This is a genomic window from Nocardia takedensis NBRC 100417, assembly GCF_000308695.1.
Classification (GTDB): Bacteria; Actinomycetota; Actinomycetes; order Mycobacteriales; family Mycobacteriaceae; genus Nocardia; species Nocardia takedensis.
The window spans coordinates 48,048-72,672 of sequence record NZ_BAGG01000052.1 but is presented as its reverse complement, the minus strand read 5'-3'; the positions used below and the strand labels follow the sequence as shown (position 1 = coordinate 72,672).

The following is a 24,625-nucleotide window of genomic DNA, read 5'->3' as shown; positions in this document are numbered from 1 at the left end:
GCGGCCCCGGATCGACCGTTCAGCTCGCCCGCGCCAGCGGGGCGGCGGCCGCGTAGGAGCCGGAATCGCCGGAGATCACCGTGCTGGTGCGGCCGTCGACGCCGACCGGAACCGGCCCGGCCAGGGTGATGCGGGTCAGCTTGCGGTACTCCGAGCCGTCGTAGTCGTCGACCGCGTAGTGCTGGGTGGCGCGGTTGTCCCAGATCGCGACGTCGCCCAGCGACCAGTTCCAGCGGGCGGTGTGCTCGAGACGGGTCACCCGGTCCTGCAACAGCCGGAAGATCGCCTGCGATTCGGCGCTCGTCAGGCCGACGATCTTCTTGACGAAGTTGCCCAGCAGCAGCGCGCGCTCCCCGGTGTCGGGGTGGATCTCCACCACGGGGTGCTCGGTCTCGAAATAGCGCGACTCGAATTCGCGGCGGTAGGCGCGGATGGCGTCGTCGGTGCGGTCCTCGGCGTCGGCGGCGTAGTCGTACTGGTTGGTGTGCACCGCGCGCAGGTTCTCGGCCAGCAGTTTGAGCGAGTCGGGCAGCGAGTTGTAGGCGGCCACGGTGGAGGCCCACGTCGTGGAGCCGCCGTAACTCGGTAGCGCCACCGCGCGCAGGATCGAGGCTTTCGGCACCCGGTCCACGAAGGTCACGTCGGTGTGCCAACTGTTGGCGCGACCGTGACGCGAGTCGATGGCCAGGCTCTTGCTGCCCGCCGAGGTCACCGTGGGGTGCGGGGTGGTCGGCTCGCCGAGCAGTCGGGCGAACTCGTACTGGCCGTCCTCGGTGAGGTGGTGCTGGTCGCGGAAGAAGATCACCTTGTGTTCGGCCAAGGCCGCGCGCACGGTCTGCACCGTCTGCGGGTCCAGGTCGCCACCGAGGCGGACCCCGTCGATGCGCGCGCCGATGTGGGCGCCGAGCTTCACCACGCACACGGCGGTCTCGGTGGCGGGTGCGTAATCGACGGTCATGACCGGTGCCTTTCGCTCGAACGTGGTGATCGTGCGATGGAACCAGCCCGCGAGCCCGCCGACCAGTATTGGACTCAGCGGGATCGCAACCGGATCAGTGCAGCGTGCGGGCGTGCTCGACCTGATAGGGGTGGGTCTGCGACAGCCGCCCGTTCAGCGCCTTGTGCGCCCATTCCGGGTCGGCGATCAGGGCCCGGCCGACCGCGACCAAGTCGAATTCGTCACCTTCGGCGCGGTCGAGCAGATCCTCGATGTCGCGCAGCGCGGTGGTCGAGGAGCGGCCGGCCGGGCCCACGAATTCGCGGTCCAGCCCCACCGACCCCACGGTGACCACGTGCTTGCCGCCGACCTTCTTGATCCAGCCCGCCAGGTTCAGATCGCTGCCCTCGAACTCCGGCAGCCAGTACCGCCGGGTGGAGGCGTGGAAGACGTCGACGCCCGCCTCGGCCAACGGTCCGATCACCCGCTCGAGTTCGCCGGGGTTCTCGGCGAGCTTCGCGTCGTACTGACCGGATTTCCACTGCGAGAGCCGCAGGAAGACCGGGAAGTCAGGGGTGACCGCCGCGCGCACGGCCGCGACGATCTCGGCCGCGAAGCGGACCCGCGATGCCCCGTAGGCGTCCTCGCGGCGGTTGGTGCCCGACCACAGGAACTGGTCGATCAGGTAGCCGTGCGCGCCGTGCAGTTCGACGCCGTCGAAGCCCAGGCGCTGCGCGGCGGCAGCGCCTTCGGCGAAGGCCCGCACGATGTCGTCGATATCGGTGGACCCGAGCGCCTCGCCCTTGGGCGACCCCGTCAGGTCCAGTCCGGACGGACCGACCGGCGGCGCGGACTCGACCGGTCCGGTCCCCTGGTCGCGGGTGACCCCGACGTGCCACAACTGCGGGATGATCCGGCCGCCCGCGCCGTGCACGGCCTCGACCACCCCGGCCCAGCCCGCCAGCGCGTCCGCGCCCCAGAAACGCGGGATGTCGTGGCTCATCCCGGCCGAGGGGTGCTCCACGAAGGTGCCCTCGGTGATGATCAGTCCGACCTCGGCGGCCGCGCGGCGCGCGTAGTAGGCGGCCACGTTCTCCCCCGGCACGCCGCCCGGGGAGAACTGCCGCGTCATCGGCGCCATCACGATCCGGTTGGGGACGGTGAGCCCGCCGATGGTCAACGGGCGGCCGAGGACGCGACGGGCCCTCGTGACATCGGTGGGTGCGCTCACCTGTGACTCCTGCTGACTGCGCCTATTTCGGCGTGTTCGGGTTGAACTCGTTGGTGTAGAACTTCGACGGCTCCAGCGGATCCTCGATCGCGCCGGTGTCGCGCAACCAACTCTCCCACCTCCGGAAGTCGACGTCGGCGATGACCCCGTGCGGTGTGGGCACGCCCAACACCGTTCGCGTCGGCCGGATTCGAAGACCCGGCCGTGCCCTCAGACCAGACCGGGAACGCGCGCCAGGATCTCCGAACGCCACTTCTCGAGGTCGCCGAGATACCAGGCGGCGCTGTCCTCGCCGAAGCTGACCCGCAGCAGCGCGCGGCCCGCCGACTTGCCCGCGTGCGCGCGCACCAGGTCGACGGCGGTGACCGAGGACAGCGCGATGTCCAGCGCGGTGGCGGACCCGGCGCGCGCGAACCACAGCCGCGAATCGGCGAGCACCAGCGCGCCGTTGCCGCGGATCTGGTTGCCGCCCTTGGATTCCAGCCCGAAATAGTTGGCCATCGGATCGCGCAGGACCACTTCATCCGGTGTGAACTCGGCCGAGATCCGCGCCTCGCCGGCCGCGCGGACCTTGCCGACGACGACCCGCGCGACGATCACGACCACGGCCAGCACCACCGCGATGATCGCGATCACCAGCAGAACGATGTGCAGAGCACCCATTCCCGGCAGCTTATCCGCCGTCGCGCGCGCACGCGTCACTACGGCGCGGTCGAGGCCGTCCGACGGTCGTGTTCGGCGCGATGGGCCAGGACGTCGTCCATGTGTCGTTCGGCCCAGCGCTTGAATTCGCGCATCACGCCGTGCAGCGACAAGCCGAGGTCGGTGAGTTCGTAGGTGACGGTGACCGGAACGGTCGGGGTGACGGTGCGGGTGAGCAGTCCGTCGCGCTCCAGCGAGCGCAGGGTCTGGGTCAGCATTTTCTGGCTGACGCCCGAGAGTCGCCGCGACAGTTCGGAATAGCGCATCGCGCGCGGCCCTCGATCGCCGGTGTCACCGGGCGGATTGGGGCCGTCACTACCGAGGGCTGCCAGGATCAGCGCGACCCATTTGTCGGAGATCCGGTCCAGCAGTTGCCTGCTCGGGCAGGCGGCGAGAAACGCGTCGTAGTCCTCGCGCGCGGTGGCCCGCCGTTGCGCCGCCGTCTGTGTCGGCATGATCGCTCCTTACTTACCCGCGGGAGACCTACGCACTCCGAAGTGCGTACTTCCCGATGGAGAGTTACCCCTCCATAGTGGATCGCAGAGTCACCGGAACACAACCCCCACAGGAGCGAGATCATGACCGGCACCTTCCGCACCGCCGTAGTCCGCACCCCGAACGGCCCCGACGCCATCGAGATCATCGACGTGCCCGTCACCGAGCCGGGACCGGGACAGATCCGCGTCGCCGTCGCCGGAGCCGGCGTCAACCCCGTCGACCTGGGCGTGGCCGACGGCTTCTTCCACGACCTCGGCCTGATCCGGCAACCCGAGCACACCGGACTGGGCTGGGACTTCTCCGGAACGGTCGCCGCCGTCGGCGCGGGCGTCACGCTGCCGGTCGGCACGCGCGTCGCCGGCATCGTGCCCGGCTTCGACCGCGACTACGGCACCTACGCCGAACAGCTGATCGTGCCCGCCGCCGACGTCGCCGAAGTTCCCGCCGCGCTGGACCTCGTCGCCGCCGCGAGCCTGCCGCTCAACGCCCTGGCCGCCGCGCAACTGCTCGACCTGCTCGGCGACGCCCCCGACGGCGGCCGCCTGCTGGTCACCGGCGCGGCGGGCGCGGTCGGCGGTCACCTGGCCGTCCTGGCTCCCGCGCGCGGCTGGCGGGTCACCGGCCTGGCCAGAGCCGAGGACGAACAGTTCGTCCGCGACCTCGGCGTCGAGTTCACCACCGACGCCGAGCCCGGTTTCGACGCCGTCGGCGACGCCGCCGCCCTGCAAGCCGCCGCCCTCCCCTACGTCCGCGACGGCGGCGTCCTCGTCGGCGTCCGCCCCAACCTCGCCCCGCCCGCCGAACGCGGGATCACCGTGTCGGCGGTCGAAACCCGCCCCGACGGATCGCGACTCGCGGACCTGCTCAACCGCGCGGCCACGGGCGAACTCCGCACGCGCGTGCACGCGATCCTCCCGTTGGACCACGCCGCCGACGCGCACCGGGCGGTCGCCAAGGGCGGTGTCCGCGGAAAGTACGTGCTGCGCCCCTGATCCGCTCTTCGAACGACGAAAACCCCCTTCCGACAGGCACATCGGAAGGGGGTTCCGCCGCGCGAAATCCGGTGATCCGCACAGAGGACGCCGCAGCGATCGGGGGCGGCGGCATCGACGGAGGGCATGCCGCTTCCGCCCATCCCAGCGAGGCAACGCCGCCGATTTCACCACGTCGCTCGCGGTCTGGTGCGCGCCCGAACAGCGCAACACCACTATCCGCCGGATGCCGTTGGCGCACAACGCCTGAGGCGGCCACGCCGATCTCGGCCGAGCGCCCGCGCGCGAACAGACCGAGGGGGATAGATCACACCGATCGGTCTGTGACGCCGCGTCAGTTCGGGCGCGCGGTGATGAAACGGAAGAACTCGCGACGCTGATCCTCCGACGGACTCGGCAGATTCTGATGACCGTGCACGAACCCGATCGCGGCGTAGCACATGAACCCGGCGCGCATCGCGGCCTGCTCCGGCTCGAAACCCATCTCCACCAGCGTTTCCGCGAGCGCGCGGAACAGTCGACGATCCAAGGCGCGCACCGCCTCGGCCACGTTCTCGTTGGTGCGGGCCCAATCGCGCACCGCGAGTTCGACCTCCCACACCCGGCCGCCCGCGAGCAGTTCGCCCATCCGCGCGAGCCGCTGCTCGGGCGCCAGATCCTCGAGCCCTTGGAAACCGCGGGTCAGGTCGTTGCGCTCCGCGCACCAGAACTGCGCGGTGGTCTCCAACAGTTGGTCCAGACCGTCGAAATGCCAGTAGAAACTGCCCTTGGTGACGCCGAGTTCCTCGCACAGGCGCGCGATCGAGATCGCGGCGACGCCGTCGCGCAACAGCAGGGCCAGCGCGGCGTCGATCCAGTCCTGCACGCCCAGGCGGCGGGCGGCGGCGCGGTTCGCCGCGGCCGCCTTGCGTTTGGACACCGGTGCGGCGGGCCGATCGGGCATGTCCACCTTTCGTCGGAAGTCCCGGTCAGCCTATCGCACGGCCACATTTCCGTACTTATGCGTATGTTGCGCCATACCGTAGCGTACGGTCTGTCCGTACCGTCGCGAATGGATGGTCGACGCGAGCTCGCCCAGGAGGAAGTCACCATGGCCCCCAGCACGTCCGCGCCCTGCCCGACCTCCTTCCGCTACTGGGAACAACGCGAGCGCCCGGCGATCCGCCACCTCGACCGGTTGGCGCGCAAGGTGCTGCGCGACGGACTGTTCCCCAGCGACGAGGTAGCCCGCGCCTTCACCGCCGACCTGCACCGCGGCGACCCCGTCGCGGAACGCTTCGTCGCCGAGGTCTTCGGCGGCGAGATCGGCCCCAAACGCGGACGCGCCCTGCTCGAACGCGCGCTCACCGACGGCATCGACGCCGTCCCCGAAGCGCCCGAGGCGATGCGGGCGCTGTTCGCCGAATTCGAGACGGTGCCCGACTGGGTCCGCCCCGACCTGGTCGAACGCGGAGCCGCGATCTGGCGACGCTGGGGCACCATGCTGTTCGCGATGGCCGGCGCGGAAACCCTCGAGATGTACACCGAGGCCGCCGTCACCACACCGCTCTCGCTCGCGGGCGGCTACGCGGGCGACAACGCACTGCGCCGATTCCTCGAGACCACCCGCTTCTGGATCGACGTCTCCGCGCCCGAAGCCATCCTCACCCCCGGCTCGGCCGGGCGCGCCACGGCGCTGAAAGTGCGCGTCATGCACGTCTCGGTGCGCGGGCGGGTCAGCGGACACCGCGAATGGGACCCCGAGCGCTGGGGTCTGCCGATCAGCCAGAGCTACATGGTGCTGACCCTGCTCGCGGGCAGCCTCACCCCCGCCGCGGGCCTGTGGCCGCTCGGCCACCCCACGACCCCGGCCGAGATCCGCGCGCTGCTGCACTTCCAGCGCTACATGGGCCACCTGCTCGGCGTGCGCGTCGACTGGTATCCCGACACCATCGCCGAGGCCGCGCGCCTGATGGCGATGGTCGGCGTCGCGCGCTCCTACGACGCGGGCGAACAAGGAGCCGAACTGATCCGCTCCTACCCCGCCGCCTTCGCGCCCCGCCCCGAACAGCGCGGACTCGCCCGACTGCGCCAGAGCTACAACTACCGCCTGCACGGCGCCTACACCGCCCTGTTCATGCTGCCGACCACCCGCAGGCGCTACGACCTGCCGCCCGCGTTCCCGTGGCTCCTGATCCCGCTGCTGCGCACCCCCGCCGTCTTCGCCGCCGAACTCGTGCGCCGCACCGTCCCCGGGGCCGCGGGCCTCTACGAACGCGTCATGGTCGCCCACCGCGAGAACTGGTACCGCTCCCAGATGCGCGGCAGGCAGGCGCAATTCGACGCCACCGGCGCGCTGCGCCGCTGACTCCGCCCGAACGAGAACCACCGTGCGCAGACCACTGCTCGGCTTCGCCGCCTTCGCGCTGACCTCCCTGCTGGTCACCACACTCGTCTGGAACACCCTGGCGCGCAGCGTCCCCGGCCCGACCGTCGACTACACCGCCGTCTTCGGCGACGCGCTCGGACTCCGCGTCGGCGACGACGTGCGCATGGCGGGCGTGCGGGTCGGACGCGTGGAATCCATCGACCTGCACCGCGATCCGGCCGCGCGCGACTACCGCGCGATCGTCGGGTTCATCGTCCAGCGCGACCAGACCCTCTACACCGACACCAAAGCCCTCATCCGCTACCAGAACCTCCTCGGGCAGCGCTACCTTGCCCTCGCCCCCGGCCGCGCACCCGCCCCGGAACCGCTGTCGCCCGGCGGGCGGATACCGATCGAGCGCACCGAACCCTCCTTCGACATCTCGGTGCTGCTCAACGGATTCCAACCGCTGTTCCGCACACTGTCGGTCGAGCAGGTCGACAGCCTCACCGGCACCCTCGTCCAAGCCCTGCAAGGCGACCGGATGTCGTTGGGCGCGTTCATCACCCAAGCCGCAGCACTTGCGGGAGACTGGCAACGCCGCGACCTCGTGCTCACCCAGGTCATCGTCGGACTGTCCACCGTCACCCACCGGCTCGCGCAACGCGGTGACGAACTCGAAACCCTCGTCGCCCAGACCCGCACCCTCATCGACGGCCTGCGCGACCAAGGCAGCGCCCTCGACGCCGCCACCACCCGCATCGCCACCACCACCGAAACCCTCACCCGCATGATCGCCCACACCCAACCCGGACTCGTCCCCGCCCAGAACTCCACCACCCGCGCCCTCACCCTGCTGCTCGCAGAAGGCGAACGCCTCGACCGCCTCGCCGTCGACTTCCCCGCCTACCTCGGCAATTTCGGCGAAGCCTTCAGCGAAGGGACCTGGGCCAACGCCTACCTGTGCAGCCTCGACATCTCCCTCTACGACCTCGTCCTCCCCCGAGGCGTAGTCGCCTCCGTAGGCGGCAACTCCCACTCCGCCGTCTGCCGCTGACCACGCAGATTCGCCCCATCAACCCAGCCGACCGTCTCCCAACGCACCGGTTCCGAGAACTCTCGCGCCGCCCGAGGTAGGCCGTATCGAGGTGTCGATCGGCGGAACCGGTCACCGATGCACGTACTCCTCAAACGGGATACCCAGTGGCCACGACCGATCTCGGAGACCGCCGCAGTACGCGGCGATGTGCGGATCGGTGGTGACCGCTCCCGACCACGCACCTGACGCCGAGAAGACGACCGTATCGTCGTGCTCGGCATACGAGTCGAGCACTTCGAGATGCAGGGCTTCCCGCTCACACTTTCGGAGCAGGTCCGGAAATCCCTCGTCGGGCACCAACAGCACGGCGGTTGACGTCCCTTCCCTCTGGTCGACATTGCCTCGCGAGCCAACGGATCAGTCCGAAGATCGACTCTCCAGTGCGCTTCTGATCAGTGCCCGAGCCTTTTCGCCGGTCACCGACCGGGCGGCGAGAGTATCGAAGGCTCGACCGTAGAGAGCCAGTTCGCGCGGCTGGGTCACGGTGAGTTCGGCCGAGATACCTTCCACCAAGGCCATCTCGCGGTCGAACATCGTGAAATTCGTCGGCGCGAACGGCAGGCCTGCCTTGAAGGGCACGATACCGAGCGTCACCCTCGGAAGCCCCGTCACAGCCAACAAACGGTCCAGTTGGCCCGCCATCACCCCCTCGGAACCCACTGTCGTGTACATCGCCTGCTCGCCGAGAAGGAAATGGAACTTTCGCGAACCCCTGTACATCAGTTGCTGCCGTTCCAGGCGCTTCGCCACGCCTGCTTCCACATCGTCGGGCGTCTGGTAGAACGCGCTGACGTTCCGCAGCACCGCGGCCGCGTATTCCGCGGTCTGGAGGAATCCGGGCACGAACATCGGATTGTAGATCCGGATGATGCTCGCCTTGTCCGTCAACTCGACCAACGTCTGCTGCCGTTGACGTGTGCCCGCTCCGAGCCGCTTGCGCCATTCGACATATGCCGATTCGAGATTGTTTCGGGTCGCGAGAAGATCAGCCAGTTCGCCATGGCTGCCGGTGTGCCGACAGTAGGCCCGAATATCGTTGTCGGAAGCTTTGATTCGCCCGTACTCCAGTTTCGGAACCTTCGTCTGGTGCCATCCGGCCCGCCGCGCGAGCTCCGCACCGGACAGGCCGGCCGCGGCGCGAAGCTCGCGGAGCCTCCTACCGAGAGCTTCGCGCTGCTGTTGAACCGATGCGGTCACCCGGCGGCGTAAGACGAGAACGGGACCGCCGATGTCCAGAGTCGATCTCGCGAAGCCCGCGCGTATTCGGCGACGGACGGGTCGATCGTCACCGCCGCTCCGCGCGGGCGCCCGATTTCGTCCACCACGTTGTAGACCACCCACTCGTCATCGAACAACCAGAAATCATCGGCGGGAACCGTCCCGGCGAGGTGCCGAGGCACGTAGCGAATATCCTCTCCGGAGGCGATGTTGCGCGCCGTGATCGTCAACAACCACCGGTGGTAGTCGGACAGCGGCTCGGTGACGACCCTGACCCGCGACACCGAGACCCCCCGCTGGGTGGTCTCCCGCATGAGCGCGTGCCACGGGACAGGTTCCTCCTCGGGTGGTTCCTCGCCGGCCAGAAACGCACGCAGACGTTCGTTCTCCGCGGGCTCCGAGTACGAGTCGCGGACCTCGAGATGAAATGCGCTCCGGCGTAGACCGCGAAACCAATCCGGCCACGGATCATTCTCGACCAGCAGCACCGAAGTAGGTCCTCACCTTCTTCTCGACCTCGACAGCGGCCTCGTCTTCGGCCAACTCGAGTTGTCCCAGAGTCTCGGCATCGACCACCGGCCTGCCGTTGATCGAGAAGGTCCCCCGGCCCGTGTCGGTCAATGTCGCTCCCAGGAACGCGTCGTCGGGAACGAATCCTGTCAGAAGATGGGGTATTTCCACCACATCGGGCCGGCCCGTGACCCACCCTTGAACCAAGAAGCTGCCCTCGTCCGTCTCGTAGATCGACGGGCAGCCGCTGGCTTCGCTGCCGCCTCTACCCAAGAACCTGAGCGCCATAACCTCACCCCTTCGGTCATTCATGCACGGGCATGATGTGTGTGCTGTCCGAAGTCTGACCGCGAAATATGCTGTGCGCCAGCGAATCGGACAACCCTTGCATAGTCGTGCATGAGCGTGGCCTGCCCACCTCGCGAGCTCCTACCCTCGCCTCGGCGCCCGATACCGGTGGACTGTCCCGGTACCGGGCCGCCGACCAATGGAGAGGGGATGTCATGCGGTATCTGGTCACGGTGCACTGCTGCGGATCCGATTGGATCGTGCGGGTTCCGGCTGTCGACCGATGGTCGGTGACCACGGACAAACGATCGGTCCCCGAGGTGGCCCGGATGATGATCGCGCAGGTGTTGGGGGTTTCTCGCGAGTGTTTCGACCTGGACCTGACCACAGGTCGAGCTGTCGGATCGGTCGACGAGTTCGCCACGGCTTCGACCCGCTTGCTTCGCTGGGGGTACGCCGACGGTGTGTTCGAAAAGTACTGAGCCCCTGCGGAAAGGAATCCGCAGGGGCTCGAGGGAGAGAATCAGCCCTTGACCAGTTCCGGGGTGGGGTCGGTGCGGGGCTTGGTGATGTCGACCGGGGTGTCCGTGTCCTGGACGGGTTCCTTGTCGTCGGGGGTCGGGCCGTGGCCGTGGAGGGGGGACTCCGGGCGGTTGGGGAGCAGGATCGCGACCACGATGACGATCAGGGCCAGGGCGGCGGAGACGAGGAAGGCCAGGCGGGTGCCGTCGAGGTGGGCGGTGACCGGGTCGGTGCCGCCTTCGATGAGGGTGGTGCTGCGGGTGGACATGACGGTGACCACAAGGGCGGTGCCGAAGGCCGCGGCGACCTGTTGCAGGGTGCCCAGCATCGAGCTGCCGTGCGAGTACAGGTGCGTGGGGAGCGCGCCGAGACCGAGGGTGAAGACCGGGGTGAAGGTCGCCGCCAGCGACACCATCAGCAGGATGTGCAGGCCCAGCAGCTGCCAGTACGGCATGGTCATCGAGATGGCGGTGAAGCCCGCCAGCGCGACCGCGATGCCGACCGCGCCCGGGATGACCAGCCAGCGACCACCGAACCGGTCGAACAGGCGGCCGATGGTGGGGCCGAGCAGCCCCATCGCCAGACCGCCCGGCATCACCAGCAGGCCGGTGGCCAGCGGGCTCAGCCCGCGCAGGTTCTGCAGGTACAGCGGCAGCAGGATCATCGAGCCCATCATCGCCATGAACGCCAGCGACATCAGCGCCACCGACTTGCTGTAGGTGCCCGACAGCAGGACCCGCAGGTCCAGCAGCGGGGTGCCCACGCGTTGCAGGCGCAACTGGCGGAACACGAAACCGGCGATCAGAGCGGCGCCCGCGGCGACGATCAGGGCGGGGGCCGCGAAATTGCCGCCCTCGAAGCGGCTCAGGCCGAACACCAGGCTGCCGAAGCCGAGGGCCGCGGCGATGACGCTGACGATGTCGATGTCACCGGTCTGCGGTTCGCCGATGTTCTCCAGCTTGCGCAGCCCGAGCCAGGTGATGATGCCCGCGATCGGCAGGACCAGCACGAACAGCCAACGCCACGAACCGATCTGCAACACCGCGCCGGAGATGACCGGCCCCATCGCGGGGGCGACGGAGATGGCCAGGGTGACGTTGCCCATGACACGGCCGCGGTCCTGTTCGGGGACGACCGTCATCAGGGTGGTCATCAGCAGCGGCATCATGACCGCGGTGCCGAACGCCTGGATGACGCGGCCGATGAGCAGCACCGCGAACGACGGCGCGACGGCCGAGAGCGCGGTGCCGAACAGGAACACGCCCATGGCGAGGCTGTAGGCGGTGCGGGTGGTGACGCGTTGCAGGAACCACCCGGTGGTCGGGATGACCGCGGCCATGGTGAGCATGAACGCGGTGGAGACCCACTGCGCGGCCCGGTCGGTGACGTGCAGGTCCGACATCAGACGCGGGATCGCGTTGATCATGATGGTCTCGTTGAGGATCACCACGAAGGTGGCGAGGACCAGCACGCGGATGACGGTCGGGGTCCGGCCTCCGGCGAGAGGTTCGGCTGGTGGAGCGGACATCGGGTTACCTCCGGGTGGGCGTGGTCGCGGGTGGCATCCGGGCTGGTGATGCCGGCGCCGGTTCGTTCCGGCGCCTCGAAGTTCGAGACGGGATCAGCTGCTCGAACTCATCGAGCGCCGGTGAGTATTCCGCGCCACACCGACAGGATTCATCCGATTTTCCGCGCACGCCGGGCGCAACCGTTGACAAAACCACAGTTGAGCGCCGGATACGGCGGAATTCCTCGCCTCGGAGTGACGCTGGTCACTTATCGGTTACCGGCGGTTTTCGGCCGTGAGCTGGGCATTCGGTGACACGTCCACCGGAACGGAACGGCGGGCCCGGTTCGGAATTCCGATCCGGGCCCGCCGCGAAAGAACGGGACGAAACGGTTATTTCGGCGCGAACCGCATTCCGGCGTCCAGCCGCAGACACTGACCGTTGAGCATCGCGTTGTCGACGATCGCGCCGACCAATTTCGCGTATTCGTCGGGCCTGCCCATCCGCTTGGGGAAAGCGTTGCCCGACACCAGCGGGGTGACGACCTCCTCGGGAACGCCGGCGAGGATGCCGGTGTCGAACAGCGAGGGCGCGATGGCCAGGACCCGCACGCCGACCGAGCCCAGATCGCGCGCCATGGTCAGCGCCATCCCCGCGATGCCCGCCTTGGCCGCGGTGTAGGCGACCTGGCCGATCTGCCCCTCGAAGGCCGCGATGGAGGCGGTGTTGACGATGACACCGCGTTCGCCGTCGGCGTTGGGCTCGCCCTGGCTCATGTGCCAGGCCTGCAACCGGTTGAGGTTGAAGGTCGAGATCAGATTCAGGTTGATGATCTGGCTGAAGGACTCCAGATCGTGCGGCCCGGTCTTGGTCAGGGTGCGCTTGGCGATGCCGCCGCCCGCGGTGTTGACCGCGATGTCGAGTCCGCCGAGATGCTCGGTGGCCTCGGCCAGGATGGTCTCGATCCCCGCGTGATCGGTGACGTCACCGCTGAAGAAACGCCCGCCCAGGTCGGCGGCGATCTTCTGCCCCTCGCTCGCGGTGCGGTCGACGATGACGACCTGGGCGCCGCGCGCGGCGAGCAGTTCCGCGCTCGCCCGCCCCATCCCCGACGCGCCGCCGACGACCACCGCGCGTGCTCCCTGAATCTCCATGAACTTTCCTCACTTCCGGTGCTGGTGCCGCCTCGACCGTATAACCCGGCGCGCGCGGCGTCACCATCTTTCGCAGAAGCCTCGACGAAACAGCAGTTCAGGCAGGTCAGTTGTTCTGCACCAGGCGCGCGGAGACGACCGCGGTGCGAGTCGTGCGCCCGTCGCGACAGCGCAGGATCACCACGTCCTCGGCGATCTCGAGAGTGCGCTGATCACTCCACCCGGCGAACCGGAATTCACCTCCACCGAGGTGCGCGAGCGCCCACCGCGACCCGTCGGCCGCCTCGACCACCGCCTTGCCCTTCTCCGCGGCGACCACGACCTCGACGGTGGGCAGCATGCGGTGGAAAGGCTGCTCGTTGGCGAAGTCAAGGAACGAGGCGGGCAGTTCGGTGGAGCAGATCATCGCCTCCCGGTCGGGGGGCAACGGCTCGGGCATCCTGTTGAACAGCGCGCCGCCCGCGCGCAGGGCCGCGCTTTCGCGGGCGGGGAACAAGTCGGCCAACTGCTCGGTCATCAGCAGATCGAGCACGGCGTGCAGGCGGTCGGTGTCGCCGTCGTTGCGCACTTCGTGCGGCAGGCTGAAATCGGCGTACCACAGTTCGCCCGGCTGCCAACGGTATTCGACGCCGTCGAGGTCGAGGACCGCGGCCGGGTCGGTGAGGATCGGCAGGTGCAGACGGACGAATCCGCGTGCGGGGTGGTATTTCGGGTCGCGGTGCCGCGCCACCCGGGCGCCCGGGTCCAGCGACATCAGGCGCACGGCGGCGAGCGGGGCGGGCAGGCCCTCGGCGATCGCGCGCAGGTAGGGCAGTCGGTCGAACCACGGCGTGGCGGCGAAGTCCAGCGGACCGGGCCCGCCGGGGTCGGTGCGCTCCGGGTCGCCGCCGGGCGTGCGCAGGGGCAGCACCCGCCACTCCTGCTCGGCCGCCCCCGGCGCCCCGGACACCGACCAGCGCCGCGGTTTTTCCCAGGGCTGCCGCCGCACGGCCTTGACCTCGCGCACCAAGCGGTCCACCTCGAAGGTGGGCAGCAGGGCGACCGCGGCGGGCCGAGGAGATTGCGCAGAGTTCACGACGTCGGACTCCACGTGACACCACCTCATCACAATGAACCGACCGTTCGGCACGGTCGGCGCGGAATTTTCCTTCCTACAGATTTCCACAGGGAATCGGCGCCGACAACGAACGATTCGGCAACTTCTTTGTCCCCCAGTGCGTTACGGAGATCAGCGGCGCGCAGGCCCGCGCAGGAGACCGTGGGCGACGACGTCGGCGGCCACGCGCAGCGGGTGACGGCGGTTCAGCGGCCCAGTCGGGTGCGCAACGAACGCAAGGCGGTGCGCAGGAAGCCCGCGGGTCGGCCGGGTCGGGGCAGCGTCCCCGCCGGATGACTGCGGCGCGCGGCGAGCAGGCGATCCACGCAGTCGGCGAAATAGGCGGTGACCGAATCGATGTCGCGCACCTCGCCGGTCGCGTTGACGACGTGGACGGGCGGGTCGGGGTCGGCCAGGTCGCGTCCGCCGATGACGACGGCGAACGCACCGGGGTCGTCGGCGATCACCAGCATGCGTTCGGGGTCGAGGGCGTCGCGGCGGGCGGGCGGCAGCGCGTCGAGCAGGCAGGCGGCCACGTCTTTCGCGCCCGCGTCGGCGGTGCGCACGCCGAAATCGCCGAGAGCGCGCAGCGGCCCCGGGTCGACGCCGATCAGGCGCAGCATCTCCCGGACTGCCTCGGGCACCGCGGGCGCGTCCTGCAGGATCGCCAGCGCGTCGATGTCGACCTCGCTCGCGCCGGCGAAATCGCGCCGGTCGTAGCCCGCGGCGAGCAGGCGTTCGAAACTGGTCGCGACGCGATGGGCGACCTCGGTGCGGGCCGGGCGGACGACCACCTGATTCCGGCGGCCGCGGCGTCCGTCGTCCGCGCCGCGCCCGTCATAGGGTCTGCGCACCCCGACAACCATCCGGACGACCTCCTCGCACCACCTTCGATCATCGTCGCACGCGCGGCATTCGATCACCCGGCGAAACGAAGAGCAGGTGTGCCGGATCGGCCGCGCCGAATTCCGCCCGTGGCCCGACCGTCCCCGCGTCACCGCGCCGCGCGGTTCGCGAATACGTCGAGATCCTGTGACTCAGGCGGCCGGATCGAGGATGATCTTGACGGCCCCGTCGGTCTTGTGCTGGAACGCCTCGTAGGCGGCGGGCGCGTCGTCCAAGGGCAACCGGTGGGTGGCGAACTTCTCCACGCCCAGCGGATCGCCGTCGCCGAGCAGCGCGACGATCTCCTCCACCCAGCGTTTGACGTTGGCCTGCCCCATGCGCAGTTGGATCTGCTTGTCGAACAGCACGCGCATCGGCATCGGATCGGCCATCCCGCCGTAGACGCCGATCACGGAGATGGTGCCGCCGCGACGCACGATGTCGACGGCGGCGTGCAGCGCCGCCAACCGGTCGACGCCCGCGGTGTCCATCAGGCGTTCGGTGACGGCGTCCGGCAGCAGCGCCGTGGTCTTCTGGGTGAACGACGCCACCGGCGAACCGTGGGCCTCCATGCCGACCGCGTCGATCACCGCGTCGGTGCCGCGCCCGTCGGTGCGGTCGCGGATCAGGTCACCGAGACCGCCGTCGGCTTCGCGCAGGTCGACGACCTCGATGCCGCGGGCGGCGAGCCTGGTCAGCCGTTCGGGCACCCGGTCGACGCCGATCACCCGGTAGCCGCGGTGCGCGGCGATCCGACAGGCCATGTCACCGATCGGCCCCAGGCCCAGCACCGTCACCGAACCGCCGGGCGGCAGGTCGGCGTATTCGACGGCCTGCCAAGCGGTCGGCAGCACGTCCGACAGGTACAGGTAGCGGTCGTCGGGGGGACCTTCCGGGACGGTGATGTGGGTGAAGTCGGCGTGCGGCACCCGCAGGTAGCGCGCCTGCGCGCCCGGTACGCTGCCGTAGAGTTTGGAGTAGCCGAACAGTGCGGCGCCGCAGCCGTATTCGCGGACCTGGGTGGTCTCGCACTGGGTGGTCAGACCGGCCCGGCACATCAGGCAGATGCCGCAGCTGATCTGGAACGGGATCACCACCCGGTCGCCGCGCGACAACTGCTCGACACCCGAGCCGACCTCCACGACCCGTCCCATCGGCTCGTGCCCGAGGATGTCGCCCTGGTTCATGTACGGTCCGAGCACCTCGTACAGGTGCAGATCCGAGCCGCAGATCCCGGTGGAACTGACCTCGATGATCGCGTCGGTCGGTTCTTCGATCCGCGGATCGGGCACGGTCTCCACCGACACCTTGCGTCTTCCCTGCCATGTCACGGCCCGCATCACAGCTCCTCACTCGGGGACGGTCACTACCCCGCCGCGCTACCCGGGCCGCTCGCGCCGAAACAGTGCCCGCTCAGCCGAGGCCGCGGCGCATCTCGTCGAGCCGGCGCCGGGAGGCGGTGTGCGAGGGTGGGGCCGCGACGGCGCGGACGGCCGAACCGTCGCGGTCGGGGCGGACGGTGTCACGGGGACTCGTCGTCAGGAGGGTGCGGCACGGCTCACTAGCATCGGGGCCGTGACGACTACCAAGCGGCCGAGCGTGCTCGCCTCGCAGAGCGAGGACTTTCCTCGGTGGTATCAGGATGTGCTGGACAAGGCCGAACTGGCCGACAACGGGCCGGTGCGCGGGACGATGGTGATCCGACCGTATGCCTACGGGCTGTGGGAGCGGATGCAGGCGGAAGTGGACGCGCGGATCAAGGCGACGGGCGCGGAGAACGTGTACCTGCCGCTGTTCATCCCGCAGTCGTATCTGGAACGCGAGGCCGAGCACGTCGAGGGCTTCAGCCCGGAACTGGCGGTGGTCACCCACGCGGGCGGCAAGGAACTGACCGAACCGGTGGTCGTGCGGCCGACCAGCGAGACGGTGTTCGGCGAGATGATGGCGAAATGGGTGCAGTCGCACCGCGATCTGCCGCTGCTGCTCAATCAGTGGGCCAATGTGGTGCGCTGGGAACTGCGCCCGCGCACCTTCCTGCGCACCAGCGAATTCCTGTGGCAGGAAGGGCATACCGCGCACGCCTCGCGCGCCGACGCCGCCGCCTACGCGCTGCGCGTGCACCTCGAGGTGTACCGCGACTTCCTCCAGGAGGTGCTCGCGATCCCGGTCCTGGTGGGCGTGAAGACGGCGCGGGAGCGTTTCGCCGGCGCGATCAACACGATGACCTGCGAGGCGATGATGGGCGACGGCAAGGCGTTGCAGATGGCGACCAGTCACGAACTGGGCCAGAACTTCGCCACCGCGTTCGGCATCGGCTTCACCGACGCCGAGGGCAAGGAGCAGACCTGCTGGACGACCTCGTGGGGCTCGAGCACGCGGATGGTCGGCGGACTGATCATGTCGCACGGCGACGACCAGGGTCTGCGGATCCCGCCGCGGGTGGCGCCCGTGCAGGCGGTCGTGCTGCCGGTCAAGGACGATCCCCGCGTGCTGGCCGCGGCGGCGAAGGTGAGCCGGGAGTTGGGCGCGGCGGGTGTGCGGGTGCGTCTGGACGACCGCACCAGTCGCGGCTTCGGTCGGCGCGCGACCGACTGGGAACTCAAAGGCGTGCCGGTGCGGATCGAGATCGGGCCGCGCGACGTGGACAACGACCAGGTGACCCTGGTGCGCCGCGACGGCGGCGGCAAGTCCGCGACGCCCGCCGCCGAACTCGCCGCGACGGTGCCCGCGCTGCTGGCGGCGGCGCAGTCGGAGATGTTCGCGGCCGCGCGGGTTCGACTCGACGAACGGACCGTCGAGGCATCGACCGTCGAGCAGGCGTTGGCGGCGGCGCGGACCGGGTTCGCCCGCATCCCGTGGGCCGCGCTCGGCGCGGACGGCGAGCGGGCGCTCAACGAGCAGGCGGTGAGCGTGCGGTGCCTGCAGACCGCCGACGGCGGCATCCCGGACTCGGTCGAGGACGCGGATCTGGTCGCCGTAGTCGGCCGCAGTTACTGAGTCGTCGGCGCGCGGGGTCGTCGGCGCGCGGGCTCAGACACCCGCGTGCCGATCCGGCGGCGGATGACTATGTGATCCGGGATTAGCATCCACGCGACCTCAGAGGCTCCCCCGGAGACAGCCGGACGCACCGCCGGCCCGCCCGGTGCGAGATTGTGCTGTAGCACAGCGAATTAACTACGGCGAGCTGGGGTTTTCCCGACCACCCCGGCCCGCCGTAACAAGTTCTACGGAAACGGTTTACAACCGGTTGGACGCTTGCTAAGTTAATGACAGTTCGACTGTCGGAGACAGTTGACCTCGACCCAGCAGCGTCGCTGGGACAGCGGTGCGGCGTTCACGACCCGCCCTCGATCAGCGCACTGATCCGGCGACGGAGCTCGTTGAACGCCGTACCGTTGACATCGCGGGGCCGGTCGAGATCGATCGCCACCACCTCCTCGATGTGTCCCGGTGTGCCGTGCGAGATCCCACCGCTCATCACCACCACGCGATCGGCGAGATACACCGCCTCCTCGACGCTGTGGGTGACGAAGACGGTGGTGGTGCCGAGTTCGCGGTGGATCCGCTCGAGTTCGCGTTGCAGCGAACCGCGGGTGAGCGCGTCCAGCGCGCCGAACGGTTCGTCCATCAACATCACCGCGGGTTGGTTGCACAGCACCCGCGCGATCGCCACGCGCTGCTGCATCCCGCCCGACAACTGCTCCGGATAGCGCTTCGCGACCCGGGTGAGCCCGACCAGATCGATGAACCGGTCGGCCCGTTCGGCGGCCTCGGCGCGCGCGACCCCGTTCTGGCGCGGCCCGTAGGCGACGTTCTCGCGCACGGTCGACCAAGGGAACAGGCCGTAGTCCTGGAAGACCACGCCGCGATCGGGTCCGGGCCCGCGCACCGCCGCGCCGTCGACTTCCAGCCGACCGGCGGTGGGGGTCTCGAAACCGGCCAGCATGCGCAGCAGCGTGGATTTCCCGCAACCGCTCGCGCCGACGATCGCGATGAACTCACCGGCGGCGATGTCGAGATCGAGATCGGCGACGGCGGTGACCGGCCCCAGGTCGGAGGGGAACTGTTTGACCAGGTCGGCGATGGTGATGGCCGCGCCGAGCCCTACGGAGGCTGTCATGCCTAATTCCTTTGCGAGAGAGGGGAACGAGTCAGATCAGGCCGGGTCGCCCGCGGGTGAGCAGGCGCAGCGACAAGGTGAGCAGGCGATCGGAGGCCAGGCCCGCCAGACCGATGACGATCATGCCCGCGACCACGATGTCGGTGCGGCTCATATCCCTGGCCTGGGTGATCAGCGCGCCGAGGCCGGTGCGGATGCCGACGGTCTCGCCGACCACCAGCACCACCCAGGCCAGTCCGAGGCCGACCCGCAGACCGGAGGTGATCGAGCGCATCGCGCTCGGCAGCACGACGGTGAAGAACGCCTTCCACGCGGGCGTGCCGAGCATCGCGGCGGCCTCGAGCAGTCGCGGCGAGACCGCCGACGCGCCCGCGATGGTGTTGATCAGGATGGGGAAGAACGCCGCGAGCACGATCAGGAAGATCGTGGACCGGTCACCGAACCCGATCAACAGCAGCGCCAGCGGCGCCCACGCGGTCACCGGGATGGGGCGCAGCAGACTGATCGTGGAGTCGAAAGCGCGCTCGACGAAACGGATCCGGCCCATCAGCAGTCCGAGCGGGATGGCCAGCGCGGCGGCGATGACGAAACCGTTGAGCACCCGCAGCGCGCTGGCGGCGGTGTGCCGCCAGAGGGTTCCGCTGGTCGCCTCGTCGGAGCCGACCGCCAGATCCCCGATCCGGGTGAGCACCTCGAGCGGGGACGGCACGAACCGCATGTCGATGCCCAGCGGCAGATTCCACTGCATCCGCACCGCCAGCGCCCACAGCCCGGTCAGCACCAGCGGCAGTCCGATCGCGAAGAGCACGGCGGTCAGGCGCGCGCGCAGCGGTGCGCTCCGGTGACGCGCGGCGGGCGCGGGCGCGCTCGGCGCGGCGGCGGGCGCTTCGGCGGTGACGGTCACTTCTGGGCCTCCTGCTTCGGGGCGGACGCCGACGGCTGGAAGCTGTCGTCGACGAAGGTGCTCATCTCGGGCGCGGCGGGCAACTGTCCCAGGCGGGCCATCTCCCGGGCCAGGGCGGCGACCTGGGCGAGGTAGCCGGGCGCGAGATCGGCGCGTGGCCAGGTGTTGGCGATGGCGGAGGCGGCGACCACCGGATCGAGGCCGAATTCCGCGACCACGCGCCGCTGCCACTCGTCGCGGTGGGTGTCCATGTGATGCACGGCCTCGGTGTGCGCGGCCACCACGCGGCGCACCAGGTCCGGGTCGGCGTCGATGACCCGCTGGGTGGTCGCCAGGCCGATGTTCACCTTGCCCACCGGGGTGTCGTAGGGCGAGACGATGTCGTGCGCCCCTTTCTGTTTGGCCACCGACGGCCCGAGTTCGGCCGAGGAGAACGCGTCGATCTGCCCACTGGCGTAGGCGTTGGCCATATCGGCGAAGGTCAGGTTGACCAGCGTCACCTCGGCGTCGGGGTCGATGCCGTTGGCGCGCAACGTCGACCGCAGCAGCACCTCCTGCGAGGACCCCACCGGATAGCCGACGCGCTTGCCGCGCAGCGCTTTCACGTCGGCGATCTCGGGTCGGCCGACGATCGCGGACCCGCCGTCGGCCGAGGCGGCCACCAACCGCACGTCCTGCTGGGCGGCCGCGCCGGCGAGCATGGCGGGCACGCCCATCACCGCGACGTCGATCTGGCCGGAGACCAGCGCGTTCTTCACATCGGGCGAGGAGTCGAACACGACCACGTCGGCGACGGTGCCCGCGGGCAGGAAGCCGTCCCAGAAGAACGGCGCGAACAGGTGCGGCTGACCGCGCAGGGTGCCGACGCGCACGACCTGGTCGCCGTCGCCGCCGCCCGCGCGCTGGGTGAAGGTCGAGTCGATGTTCGAGCAGCCCGCGAGCAGGGCCGCGACGGCGAGCAGCGCGGTGATCAGCGCCCACCCGGCCCGCCGTGGTCGGGGCACGGTCGCTGCGGTTCTGCGTTGCGGAGTCATCGCGGTCTCACCCTGTCGATCGTCGGTATACGGTGCCGTGTACAGCTGCGTATACAGTCCGGGACACAGGTTCCGGGATCGTTGTGCCGGTGTAGCCGACGGATTGCGATGCGTTACGAAGCGGTTGCCGGATCCGCACACGCGGCTACAGACCGGACGGTATGGTCGGGGCGGCATGTGGCGGGTGCGGGCGCGCACCACGTGGACGACAGCGGCGTGGCCGTGTCTCCGGGTCCTACCGGTCCATCCGAATCGAGAGCAACCGTGCGACTCGTCGTCGATCTCAACCGCTGCCAGGGCTACGCCCAGTGCGCCTTCCTGGCCCCCGAGGTGTTCACCCTGCGCGGCGAGGAAGCCCTGCTCTACGACGCGACGCCGGCCGAAGCCGACCACGAGCGCGTCCGCCAGGCCACCGCCGCCTGCCCCGTGCGCGCGATCACCACCGACGAGGGTCCCTTCGACCGGACGGGTCGGCGGTGAAGGTCGAGACCGGCTTCTACGCCCGGGTCGCCGAGGCGCGGCGGGGCAGTCGCGTCGTCGTGGTCGGGGCGTCGCTGGCCGGCCTGCGGGCCGCGCACTGCTTGCGCGCCGGGGGCTTCCGCGGGGAACTGACCATCGTCGGCGAGGAACAGCACGCCCCCTACGACCGACCGCCGCTGTCCAAGGCGGTGCTGCTGGGCATGGCCGCGCCCGATCACACGGCACTGCCCGGGGACGGCGACCTCGACGCGACCTGGCATCTCGGCGTGCGGGCCACCGGACTGGACCTCGACCTCAACCGTGTGCACCTCGACGGCGCGGACAGCGTCGAATTCGACCAACTGCTGCTCGCCACCGGAGTGCGCGCACGACGCTGGCCCCACGCCGAGGAGGCCGCCCTCGACAACGTCTTCGTGGTCCGAACCCGCGACGACGCCGACGGACTCGCGCGCGCACTGGCGCGCGGTCCCCGTCGCGTCCTGGTGATCGGGGCGGGTTTCACCGGTTCCGAGATCGCCTCGGTGTGCCGGGAACTGGCGTTGGACGTCACCGTGACCGAACGCGGACCCGCGCCGCTGGTGGGCGCGCTCGGCGAGCTGATCGGCGGGGTCGCGGCCGAACTGCACCGCGAACACGGCGTCGACCTGCGCACCGAGACCTCGGTGACCCGGCTGGAAGGCGACGGACAGGGCCGGGTCGCGCGAGCGCACCTGTCCCGCGGCGAGCCGATCGACGTGGACGTGGTGGTGGTCGCCCTCGGTGCGATCCGCAACACCGAATGGCTGGCCGACTCGGGTCTGGCGGCCGGGCCGCGCGGCATCGCCTGCGACACCGGGTGCCGCGTCTTCGACATCAACGGCCTGATCACCGACCACGTGTTCGCCGCGGGCGATGTCGCCCGCGCGCCGCACCCGCTCTACGAATACCAGATGATCGCGCTCGAGCACTGGGGCAACGCGGTCGGCCAGGCCGAAGTGGCCGCGCACAACATGCTGCACGCGGGCCGGGTGCGCCGCGCCCACCTGGAGGTGCCCGCGTTCTGGTCGAGCCAGTTCGGGCTCAACATCAAATCCGTGGGCATCCCGACCTACGCCGACCAGGTGACCATCACCCAGGGATCGTTGGCCGAACGCCGCTTCGTGGCCACCTACGGCCACCGCGGCCGGGTGACGGCGGCGGTCGCCTTCGATCAGGGCAAGTGGATGGATTTCTATCGCGGGCTGATCGAGTCGGCGGCCCCCTTCCCGCCCGAGTTCGGCGTGGTCGATCCGCCGACGGACACGCGGGTTTATCCGGTGACCTGGCGTGATCCCCGCGGCCTGAGCCACGGCCCGACGGTCGCGCTGACCGGCTATCTGCCCGCCGACCGCACGATGGCGCGGGTCGCGATGCGGGAGGCGGTGTCGTGAGTTCGGACGACCTGCTGCGCCGGATCATGGACCCGGCCAACCGCCCCGACCCGTATCCGCTGTGGGCCGAGGCCCGCACGGCACGGGTGCTGCGTCAGGACACCGGCGCCTACCTGGTCGGCAACTACCACGACGTGTACGCGCTGCTGCACGACCCGCGCGTCAGCTCGGATCGCCGTCACCGCACCGACGCCGCGGACGCGGTCCCCGAACCCGAGGGCAGCCCGCTCGGCGCGGGCATGCTGCCGTTCATCCGCCTCGACCCGCCCGAGCACGACCGACTGCGGCGACTGGTGACCCGCCCGTTCGGGCCGCCGCATTCACCCGACCGGGTGGACGGGATGCGCTCGGAACTGCGCGCGATCGTCACCTCGCTGGTGGACGATCTGCTCGACCGTGACCGCGTCGACCTGGTCGACGATTTCGCCTACCCCTTTCCCGTGACGGTGATCTGCCGCCTGCTCGGCGTGCCGCGCGAGGACGAACCGCGGTTCCACCTCTGGGCGGACGCGCTGGTGGCCGCGATCGACCCGACCGGGCAGACCGGAGCCGAAGCGGCGCAACGGGAGATGGCGCAGTACATGGCCGGTCTGATCGCCGAACGCGAGCACGACCCGCGCGAGGACCTGCTCACCGGGCTGTCCGCCGACGACGGGCCCGAGGGCCGGTTGACGTTGCCGGAGTTGATCGTCAACGCGATCCTGCTGTTCATCGCCGGTCACGAAACCACCGTCAACCTGATCACCAACGGTCTGCTCACCCTGCTGCGCGACCCGGATCTGTTGGGCCGCCTCGCCGCCGATCCCGCCCTGATGCCGATGGCGGTGGAGGAGTTGCTGCGCTTCGAGCCGCCGGTGCAGATGATCCCGAACCGGACCCCGATCGCCGATATCGAGATCGACGGGACGACGATCCCGAAGGGTTCGCAGTTGATCCTGGCCGTGGCGGCGGGCAATCGCGATCCGCACCGTTTCGAGGACCCCGACCGGTTCGTGCCCGACCGCCCCGACATCCGGCACCTGGGTCTGGGCGGCGGGGTGCACAGTTGTTTCGGCGCGCCGCTGGCCCGACTCGAAGGGCAGATGGCGATCGCGGAGGTCATCCGCCGCCTGCCGAATCTCCGTCTGGTGCAGGACCCGCCGCCGTATCGGCCGAATCCGGTGCTGCGCGGGCCGCGGCACCTGCTGGTCGACATCGGGTGAGGTCGGGGCGTTAGCGGGAGCGCCGCCGAGCGCGCGGGCCGGCCGGAAACACCGAGGTCGGCCGTCCACGGGCATTGACATATTCGGACACGGTCTCGGCACGCCGACCCGTCGCGGACACGACGCGCACCCGTCGGCCGCCGGTTGAGACACGCCGCCGCACGCGACGCGCCGAGCCGCCGAAATCCGCGCTCCCCGTGGTCCACACGATCGCGGGATGGGTCGCTGAGCGGCACCTCCGCTCGCCCGTGGCGATCTTCCGGACAAAAGAGAATGGGATCGTGCGCGGTGCGCGGCACCGGAACGGCGCACCCGCGGCGGCGGATTGTAGGCGCGGATACCGTTGCCCGGCAACATCTCCGGGCAATTGCTCGGGAGTCCCCCACGGGGTCGCGCGGTAGGGCACTCTGGTGGAACAGGGGTTTTCGGGTTGCCCTTTCCGCAGGACACCTCGAAGTCGTCTCACTCGACCCTGTATCGCTCGTTCGT

General features: G+C 69.7%; 26 protein-coding genes. 8 read left to right on the top strand and 18 right to left on the bottom strand.

The genetic code is table 11. The annotated features are described in order from the left end of the window. Positions 1-19: 19 nt before the first annotated feature. The 5 genes from ON30_RS11065 to ON30_RS11050 all read right to left on the bottom strand — a co-directional run bounded on the left by ON30_RS11065 (position 20) and on the right by ON30_RS11050 (position 3,325). Complete coding sequence (locus tag ON30_RS11065) at positions 20-958, bottom strand: TauD/TfdA dioxygenase family protein (RefSeq protein WP_040706313.1); 939 nt, start codon at positions 956-958, stop codon at positions 20-22. 94 nt (positions 959-1,052) lie between these two features. Beyond that, positions 1,053-2,168 (bottom strand): NADH:flavin oxidoreductase, encoded by a 1,116-nt coding sequence (locus tag ON30_RS11060; RefSeq protein WP_040706311.1) that lies wholly within the window; start codon positions 2,166-2,168, stop codon positions 1,053-1,055. A gap of 22 nt (positions 2,169-2,190) precedes the next feature. After that, complete coding sequence (locus ON30_RS39005) at positions 2,191-2,331, bottom strand: hypothetical protein (RefSeq protein WP_174387458.1); 141 nt, start codon at positions 2,329-2,331, stop codon at positions 2,191-2,193. Positions 2,332-2,378: 47 nt separating this feature from the next. After that, positions 2,379-2,831, bottom strand: coding sequence for a hypothetical protein (locus ON30_RS11055; RefSeq protein ID WP_157183691.1), 453 nt, complete (start codon positions 2,829-2,831; stop codon positions 2,379-2,381). Between the two features lie 38 nt (positions 2,832-2,869). Continuing rightward, positions 2,870-3,325 (bottom strand): winged helix-turn-helix transcriptional regulator, encoded by a 456-nt coding sequence (locus tag ON30_RS11050; protein ID WP_040706308.1) that lies wholly within the window; start codon positions 3,323-3,325, stop codon positions 2,870-2,872. 123 nt (positions 3,326-3,448) lie between these two features. On the opposite strand from ON30_RS11050, the gene ON30_RS11045 reads away from it, so the two are divergent. Continuing rightward, complete coding sequence (locus tag ON30_RS11045; protein ID WP_040706306.1) at positions 3,449-4,360, top strand: NADP-dependent oxidoreductase; 912 nt, start codon at positions 3,449-3,451, stop codon at positions 4,358-4,360. A gap of 334 nt (positions 4,361-4,694) precedes the next feature. Here ON30_RS11045 and ON30_RS11040 read toward each other — a convergent pair whose 3' ends face one another. Then, positions 4,695-5,303, bottom strand: a complete 609-nt coding sequence (locus ON30_RS11040; protein ID WP_051029173.1) for a TetR/AcrR family transcriptional regulator — start codon at positions 5,301-5,303, stop codon at positions 4,695-4,697. Between the two features lie 147 nt (positions 5,304-5,450). On the opposite strand from ON30_RS11040, the gene ON30_RS11035 reads away from it, so the two are divergent. Both ON30_RS11035 and ON30_RS11030 read left to right on the top strand, forming a co-directional pair. Then, complete coding sequence (locus ON30_RS11035; RefSeq protein WP_040706361.1) at positions 5,451-6,707, top strand: oxygenase MpaB family protein; 1,257 nt, start codon at positions 5,451-5,453, stop codon at positions 6,705-6,707. Between the two features lie 22 nt (positions 6,708-6,729). Beyond that, entirely contained in the window at positions 6,730-7,764 is a 1,035-nt protein-coding gene (locus ON30_RS11030; RefSeq protein ID WP_040706304.1) for an MCE family protein, read from the top strand. Between the two features lie 111 nt (positions 7,765-7,875). On the opposite strand, the gene ON30_RS11025 is transcribed toward ON30_RS11030, so the two are convergent. Genes ON30_RS11025 through ON30_RS11010 form a run of 4 tightly spaced genes read right to left on the bottom strand, consistent with a single transcriptional unit; the run spans position 7,876 to position 9,822 of the window. Then, the gene (locus tag ON30_RS11025) at positions 7,876-8,112 is read right to left on the bottom strand and encodes a hypothetical protein (RefSeq protein ID WP_040706302.1); all 237 of its coding nucleotides are present in this window, start codon (positions 8,110-8,112) and stop codon (positions 7,876-7,878) included. Positions 8,113-8,163: 51 nt separating this feature from the next. Beyond that, positions 8,164-9,003: a helix-turn-helix domain-containing protein gene (locus ON30_RS11020; protein WP_040706300.1), complete on the bottom strand. Its 840-nt coding sequence runs from the start codon at positions 9,001-9,003 to the stop codon at positions 8,164-8,166. Beyond that, on the bottom strand, positions 9,000-9,512 hold the full coding sequence (locus ON30_RS11015; RefSeq protein ID WP_040706299.1) for a DUF6879 family protein: 513 nt from the start codon (positions 9,510-9,512) through the stop codon (positions 9,000-9,002). The genes ON30_RS11020 and ON30_RS11015 overlap by 4 nt, the downstream gene beginning before the upstream one ends. Continuing rightward, on the bottom strand, positions 9,493-9,822 hold the full coding sequence (locus ON30_RS11010; protein WP_040706297.1) for a hypothetical protein: 330 nt from the start codon (positions 9,820-9,822) through the stop codon (positions 9,493-9,495). The genes ON30_RS11015 and ON30_RS11010 overlap by 20 nt, the downstream gene beginning before the upstream one ends. Positions 9,823-10,151: 329 nt before the next feature. Between ON30_RS11010 and ON30_RS39000 the strand changes: the two genes are divergently transcribed. Beyond that, positions 10,152-10,304, top strand: coding sequence for a hypothetical protein (locus tag ON30_RS39000; protein WP_157183690.1), 153 nt, complete (start codon positions 10,152-10,154; stop codon positions 10,302-10,304). 41 nt (positions 10,305-10,345) lie between these two features. On the opposite strand, the gene ON30_RS11000 is transcribed toward ON30_RS39000, so the two are convergent. From ON30_RS11000 to ON30_RS10980, 5 genes are all read right to left on the bottom strand, one after another. After that, positions 10,346-11,872 (bottom strand): MDR family MFS transporter, encoded by a 1,527-nt coding sequence (locus tag ON30_RS11000; protein ID WP_040706294.1) that lies wholly within the window; start codon positions 11,870-11,872, stop codon positions 10,346-10,348. A gap of 372 nt (positions 11,873-12,244) precedes the next feature. Beyond that, positions 12,245-13,006 (bottom strand): SDR family NAD(P)-dependent oxidoreductase, encoded by a 762-nt coding sequence (locus tag ON30_RS10995; RefSeq protein WP_040706293.1) that lies wholly within the window; start codon positions 13,004-13,006, stop codon positions 12,245-12,247. Between the two features lie 106 nt (positions 13,007-13,112). Next, positions 13,113-14,081, bottom strand: coding sequence for an aspartyl/asparaginyl beta-hydroxylase domain-containing protein (locus ON30_RS10990; RefSeq protein ID WP_157183689.1), 969 nt, complete (start codon positions 14,079-14,081; stop codon positions 13,113-13,115). A gap of 227 nt (positions 14,082-14,308) precedes the next feature. Then, on the bottom strand, positions 14,309-14,956 hold the full coding sequence (locus ON30_RS10985; protein ID WP_157183688.1) for a hypothetical protein: 648 nt from the start codon (positions 14,954-14,956) through the stop codon (positions 14,309-14,311). 183 nt (positions 14,957-15,139) lie between these two features. Beyond that, positions 15,140-16,327, bottom strand: a complete 1,188-nt coding sequence (locus ON30_RS10980; protein WP_040706290.1) for an alcohol dehydrogenase catalytic domain-containing protein — start codon at positions 16,325-16,327, stop codon at positions 15,140-15,142. A 235-nt stretch (positions 16,328-16,562) separates the two neighbouring features. Here ON30_RS10980 and proS point away from each other — a divergent pair, with 235 nt between their 5' ends. Next, positions 16,563-17,984, top strand: a complete 1,422-nt coding sequence (proS, locus tag ON30_RS10975) for a proline--tRNA ligase (RefSeq protein WP_040706288.1) — start codon at positions 16,563-16,565, stop codon at positions 17,982-17,984. Between the two features lie 337 nt (positions 17,985-18,321). Here proS and ON30_RS10970 read toward each other — a convergent pair whose 3' ends face one another. From ON30_RS10970 to ON30_RS10960, 3 genes are read right to left on the bottom strand one after another with little or no spacing between them, the layout of a single operon-like run. Then, positions 18,322-19,107, bottom strand: coding sequence for an ABC transporter ATP-binding protein (locus ON30_RS10970; RefSeq protein ID WP_040706286.1), 786 nt, complete (start codon positions 19,105-19,107; stop codon positions 18,322-18,324). Positions 19,108-19,138: 31 nt separating this feature from the next. Beyond that, positions 19,139-20,011 carry an ABC transporter permease gene (locus ON30_RS10965; RefSeq protein WP_040706285.1) on the bottom strand — a complete coding sequence of 291 codons (873 nt, stop codon included), beginning with the start codon at positions 20,009-20,011 and terminating at the stop codon, positions 19,139-19,141. Continuing rightward, positions 20,008-21,015 (bottom strand): ABC transporter substrate-binding protein, encoded by a 1,008-nt coding sequence (locus tag ON30_RS10960; RefSeq protein ID WP_040706357.1) that lies wholly within the window; start codon positions 21,013-21,015, stop codon positions 20,008-20,010. Before ON30_RS10960 ends, ON30_RS10965 begins: the two co-directional genes overlap by 4 nt. A gap of 294 nt (positions 21,016-21,309) precedes the next feature. On the opposite strand from ON30_RS10960, the gene ON30_RS40975 reads away from it, so the two are divergent. Genes ON30_RS40975 through ON30_RS10945 form a run of 3 tightly spaced genes read left to right on the top strand, consistent with a single transcriptional unit; the run spans position 21,310 to position 24,136 of the window. Continuing rightward, on the top strand, positions 21,310-21,525 hold the full coding sequence (locus tag ON30_RS40975) for a ferredoxin (RefSeq protein ID WP_040706283.1): 216 nt from the start codon (positions 21,310-21,312) through the stop codon (positions 21,523-21,525). Further along, on the top strand, positions 21,522-22,934 hold the full coding sequence (locus ON30_RS10950) for an NAD(P)/FAD-dependent oxidoreductase (protein ID WP_040706281.1): 1,413 nt from the start codon (positions 21,522-21,524) through the stop codon (positions 22,932-22,934). The genes ON30_RS40975 and ON30_RS10950 overlap by 4 nt, the downstream gene beginning before the upstream one ends. Continuing rightward, a complete protein-coding gene (locus tag ON30_RS10945; protein ID WP_040706280.1) occupies positions 22,931-24,136 on the top strand; it encodes a cytochrome P450 in 1,206 nt (401 codons plus the stop codon). The genes ON30_RS10950 and ON30_RS10945 overlap by 4 nt, the downstream gene beginning before the upstream one ends. Positions 24,137-24,625: the final 489 nt, after the last annotated feature.

What these genes read in the sequence shown, in the direction of transcription:
- ON30_RS11065 (WP_040706313.1), bottom strand. Translation starts at nt 958, where the DNA reads ATGACCGTCGATTACGCACCCGCCACCGAGACCGCCGTGTGCGTGGTG.
- ON30_RS11055 (WP_157183691.1), bottom strand. Translation starts at nt 2,831, where the DNA reads ATGGGTGCTCTGCACATCGTTCTGCTGGTGATCGCGATCATCGCGGTG.
- ON30_RS11050 (WP_040706308.1), bottom strand. Translation starts at nt 3,325, where the DNA reads ATGCCGACACAGACGGCGGCGCAACGGCGGGCCACCGCGCGCGAGGAC.
- ON30_RS11045 (WP_040706306.1), top strand. Translation starts at nt 3,449, where the DNA reads ATGACCGGCACCTTCCGCACCGCCGTAGTCCGCACCCCGAACGGCCCC.
- ON30_RS11040 (WP_051029173.1), bottom strand. Translation starts at nt 5,303, where the DNA reads ATGCCCGATCGGCCCGCCGCACCGGTGTCCAAACGCAAGGCGGCCGCG.
- ON30_RS11035 (WP_040706361.1), top strand. Translation starts at nt 5,451, where the DNA reads ATGGCCCCCAGCACGTCCGCGCCCTGCCCGACCTCCTTCCGCTACTGG.
- ON30_RS11010 (WP_040706297.1), bottom strand. Translation starts at nt 9,822, where the DNA reads ATGGCGCTCAGGTTCTTGGGTAGAGGCGGCAGCGAAGCCAGCGGCTGC.
- ON30_RS39000 (WP_157183690.1), top strand. Translation starts at nt 10,152, where the DNA reads ATGATGATCGCGCAGGTGTTGGGGGTTTCTCGCGAGTGTTTCGACCTG.
- ON30_RS11000 (WP_040706294.1), bottom strand. Translation starts at nt 11,872, where the DNA reads ATGTCCGCTCCACCAGCCGAACCTCTCGCCGGAGGCCGGACCCCGACC.
- ON30_RS10995 (WP_040706293.1), bottom strand. Translation starts at nt 13,006, where the DNA reads ATGGAGATTCAGGGAGCACGCGCGGTGGTCGTCGGCGGCGCGTCGGGG.
- ON30_RS10980 (WP_040706290.1), bottom strand. Translation starts at nt 16,327, where the DNA reads ATGCGGGCCGTGACATGGCAGGGAAGACGCAAGGTGTCGGTGGAGACC.
- ON30_RS10970 (WP_040706286.1), bottom strand. Translation starts at nt 19,107, where the DNA reads ATGACAGCCTCCGTAGGGCTCGGCGCGGCCATCACCATCGCCGACCTG.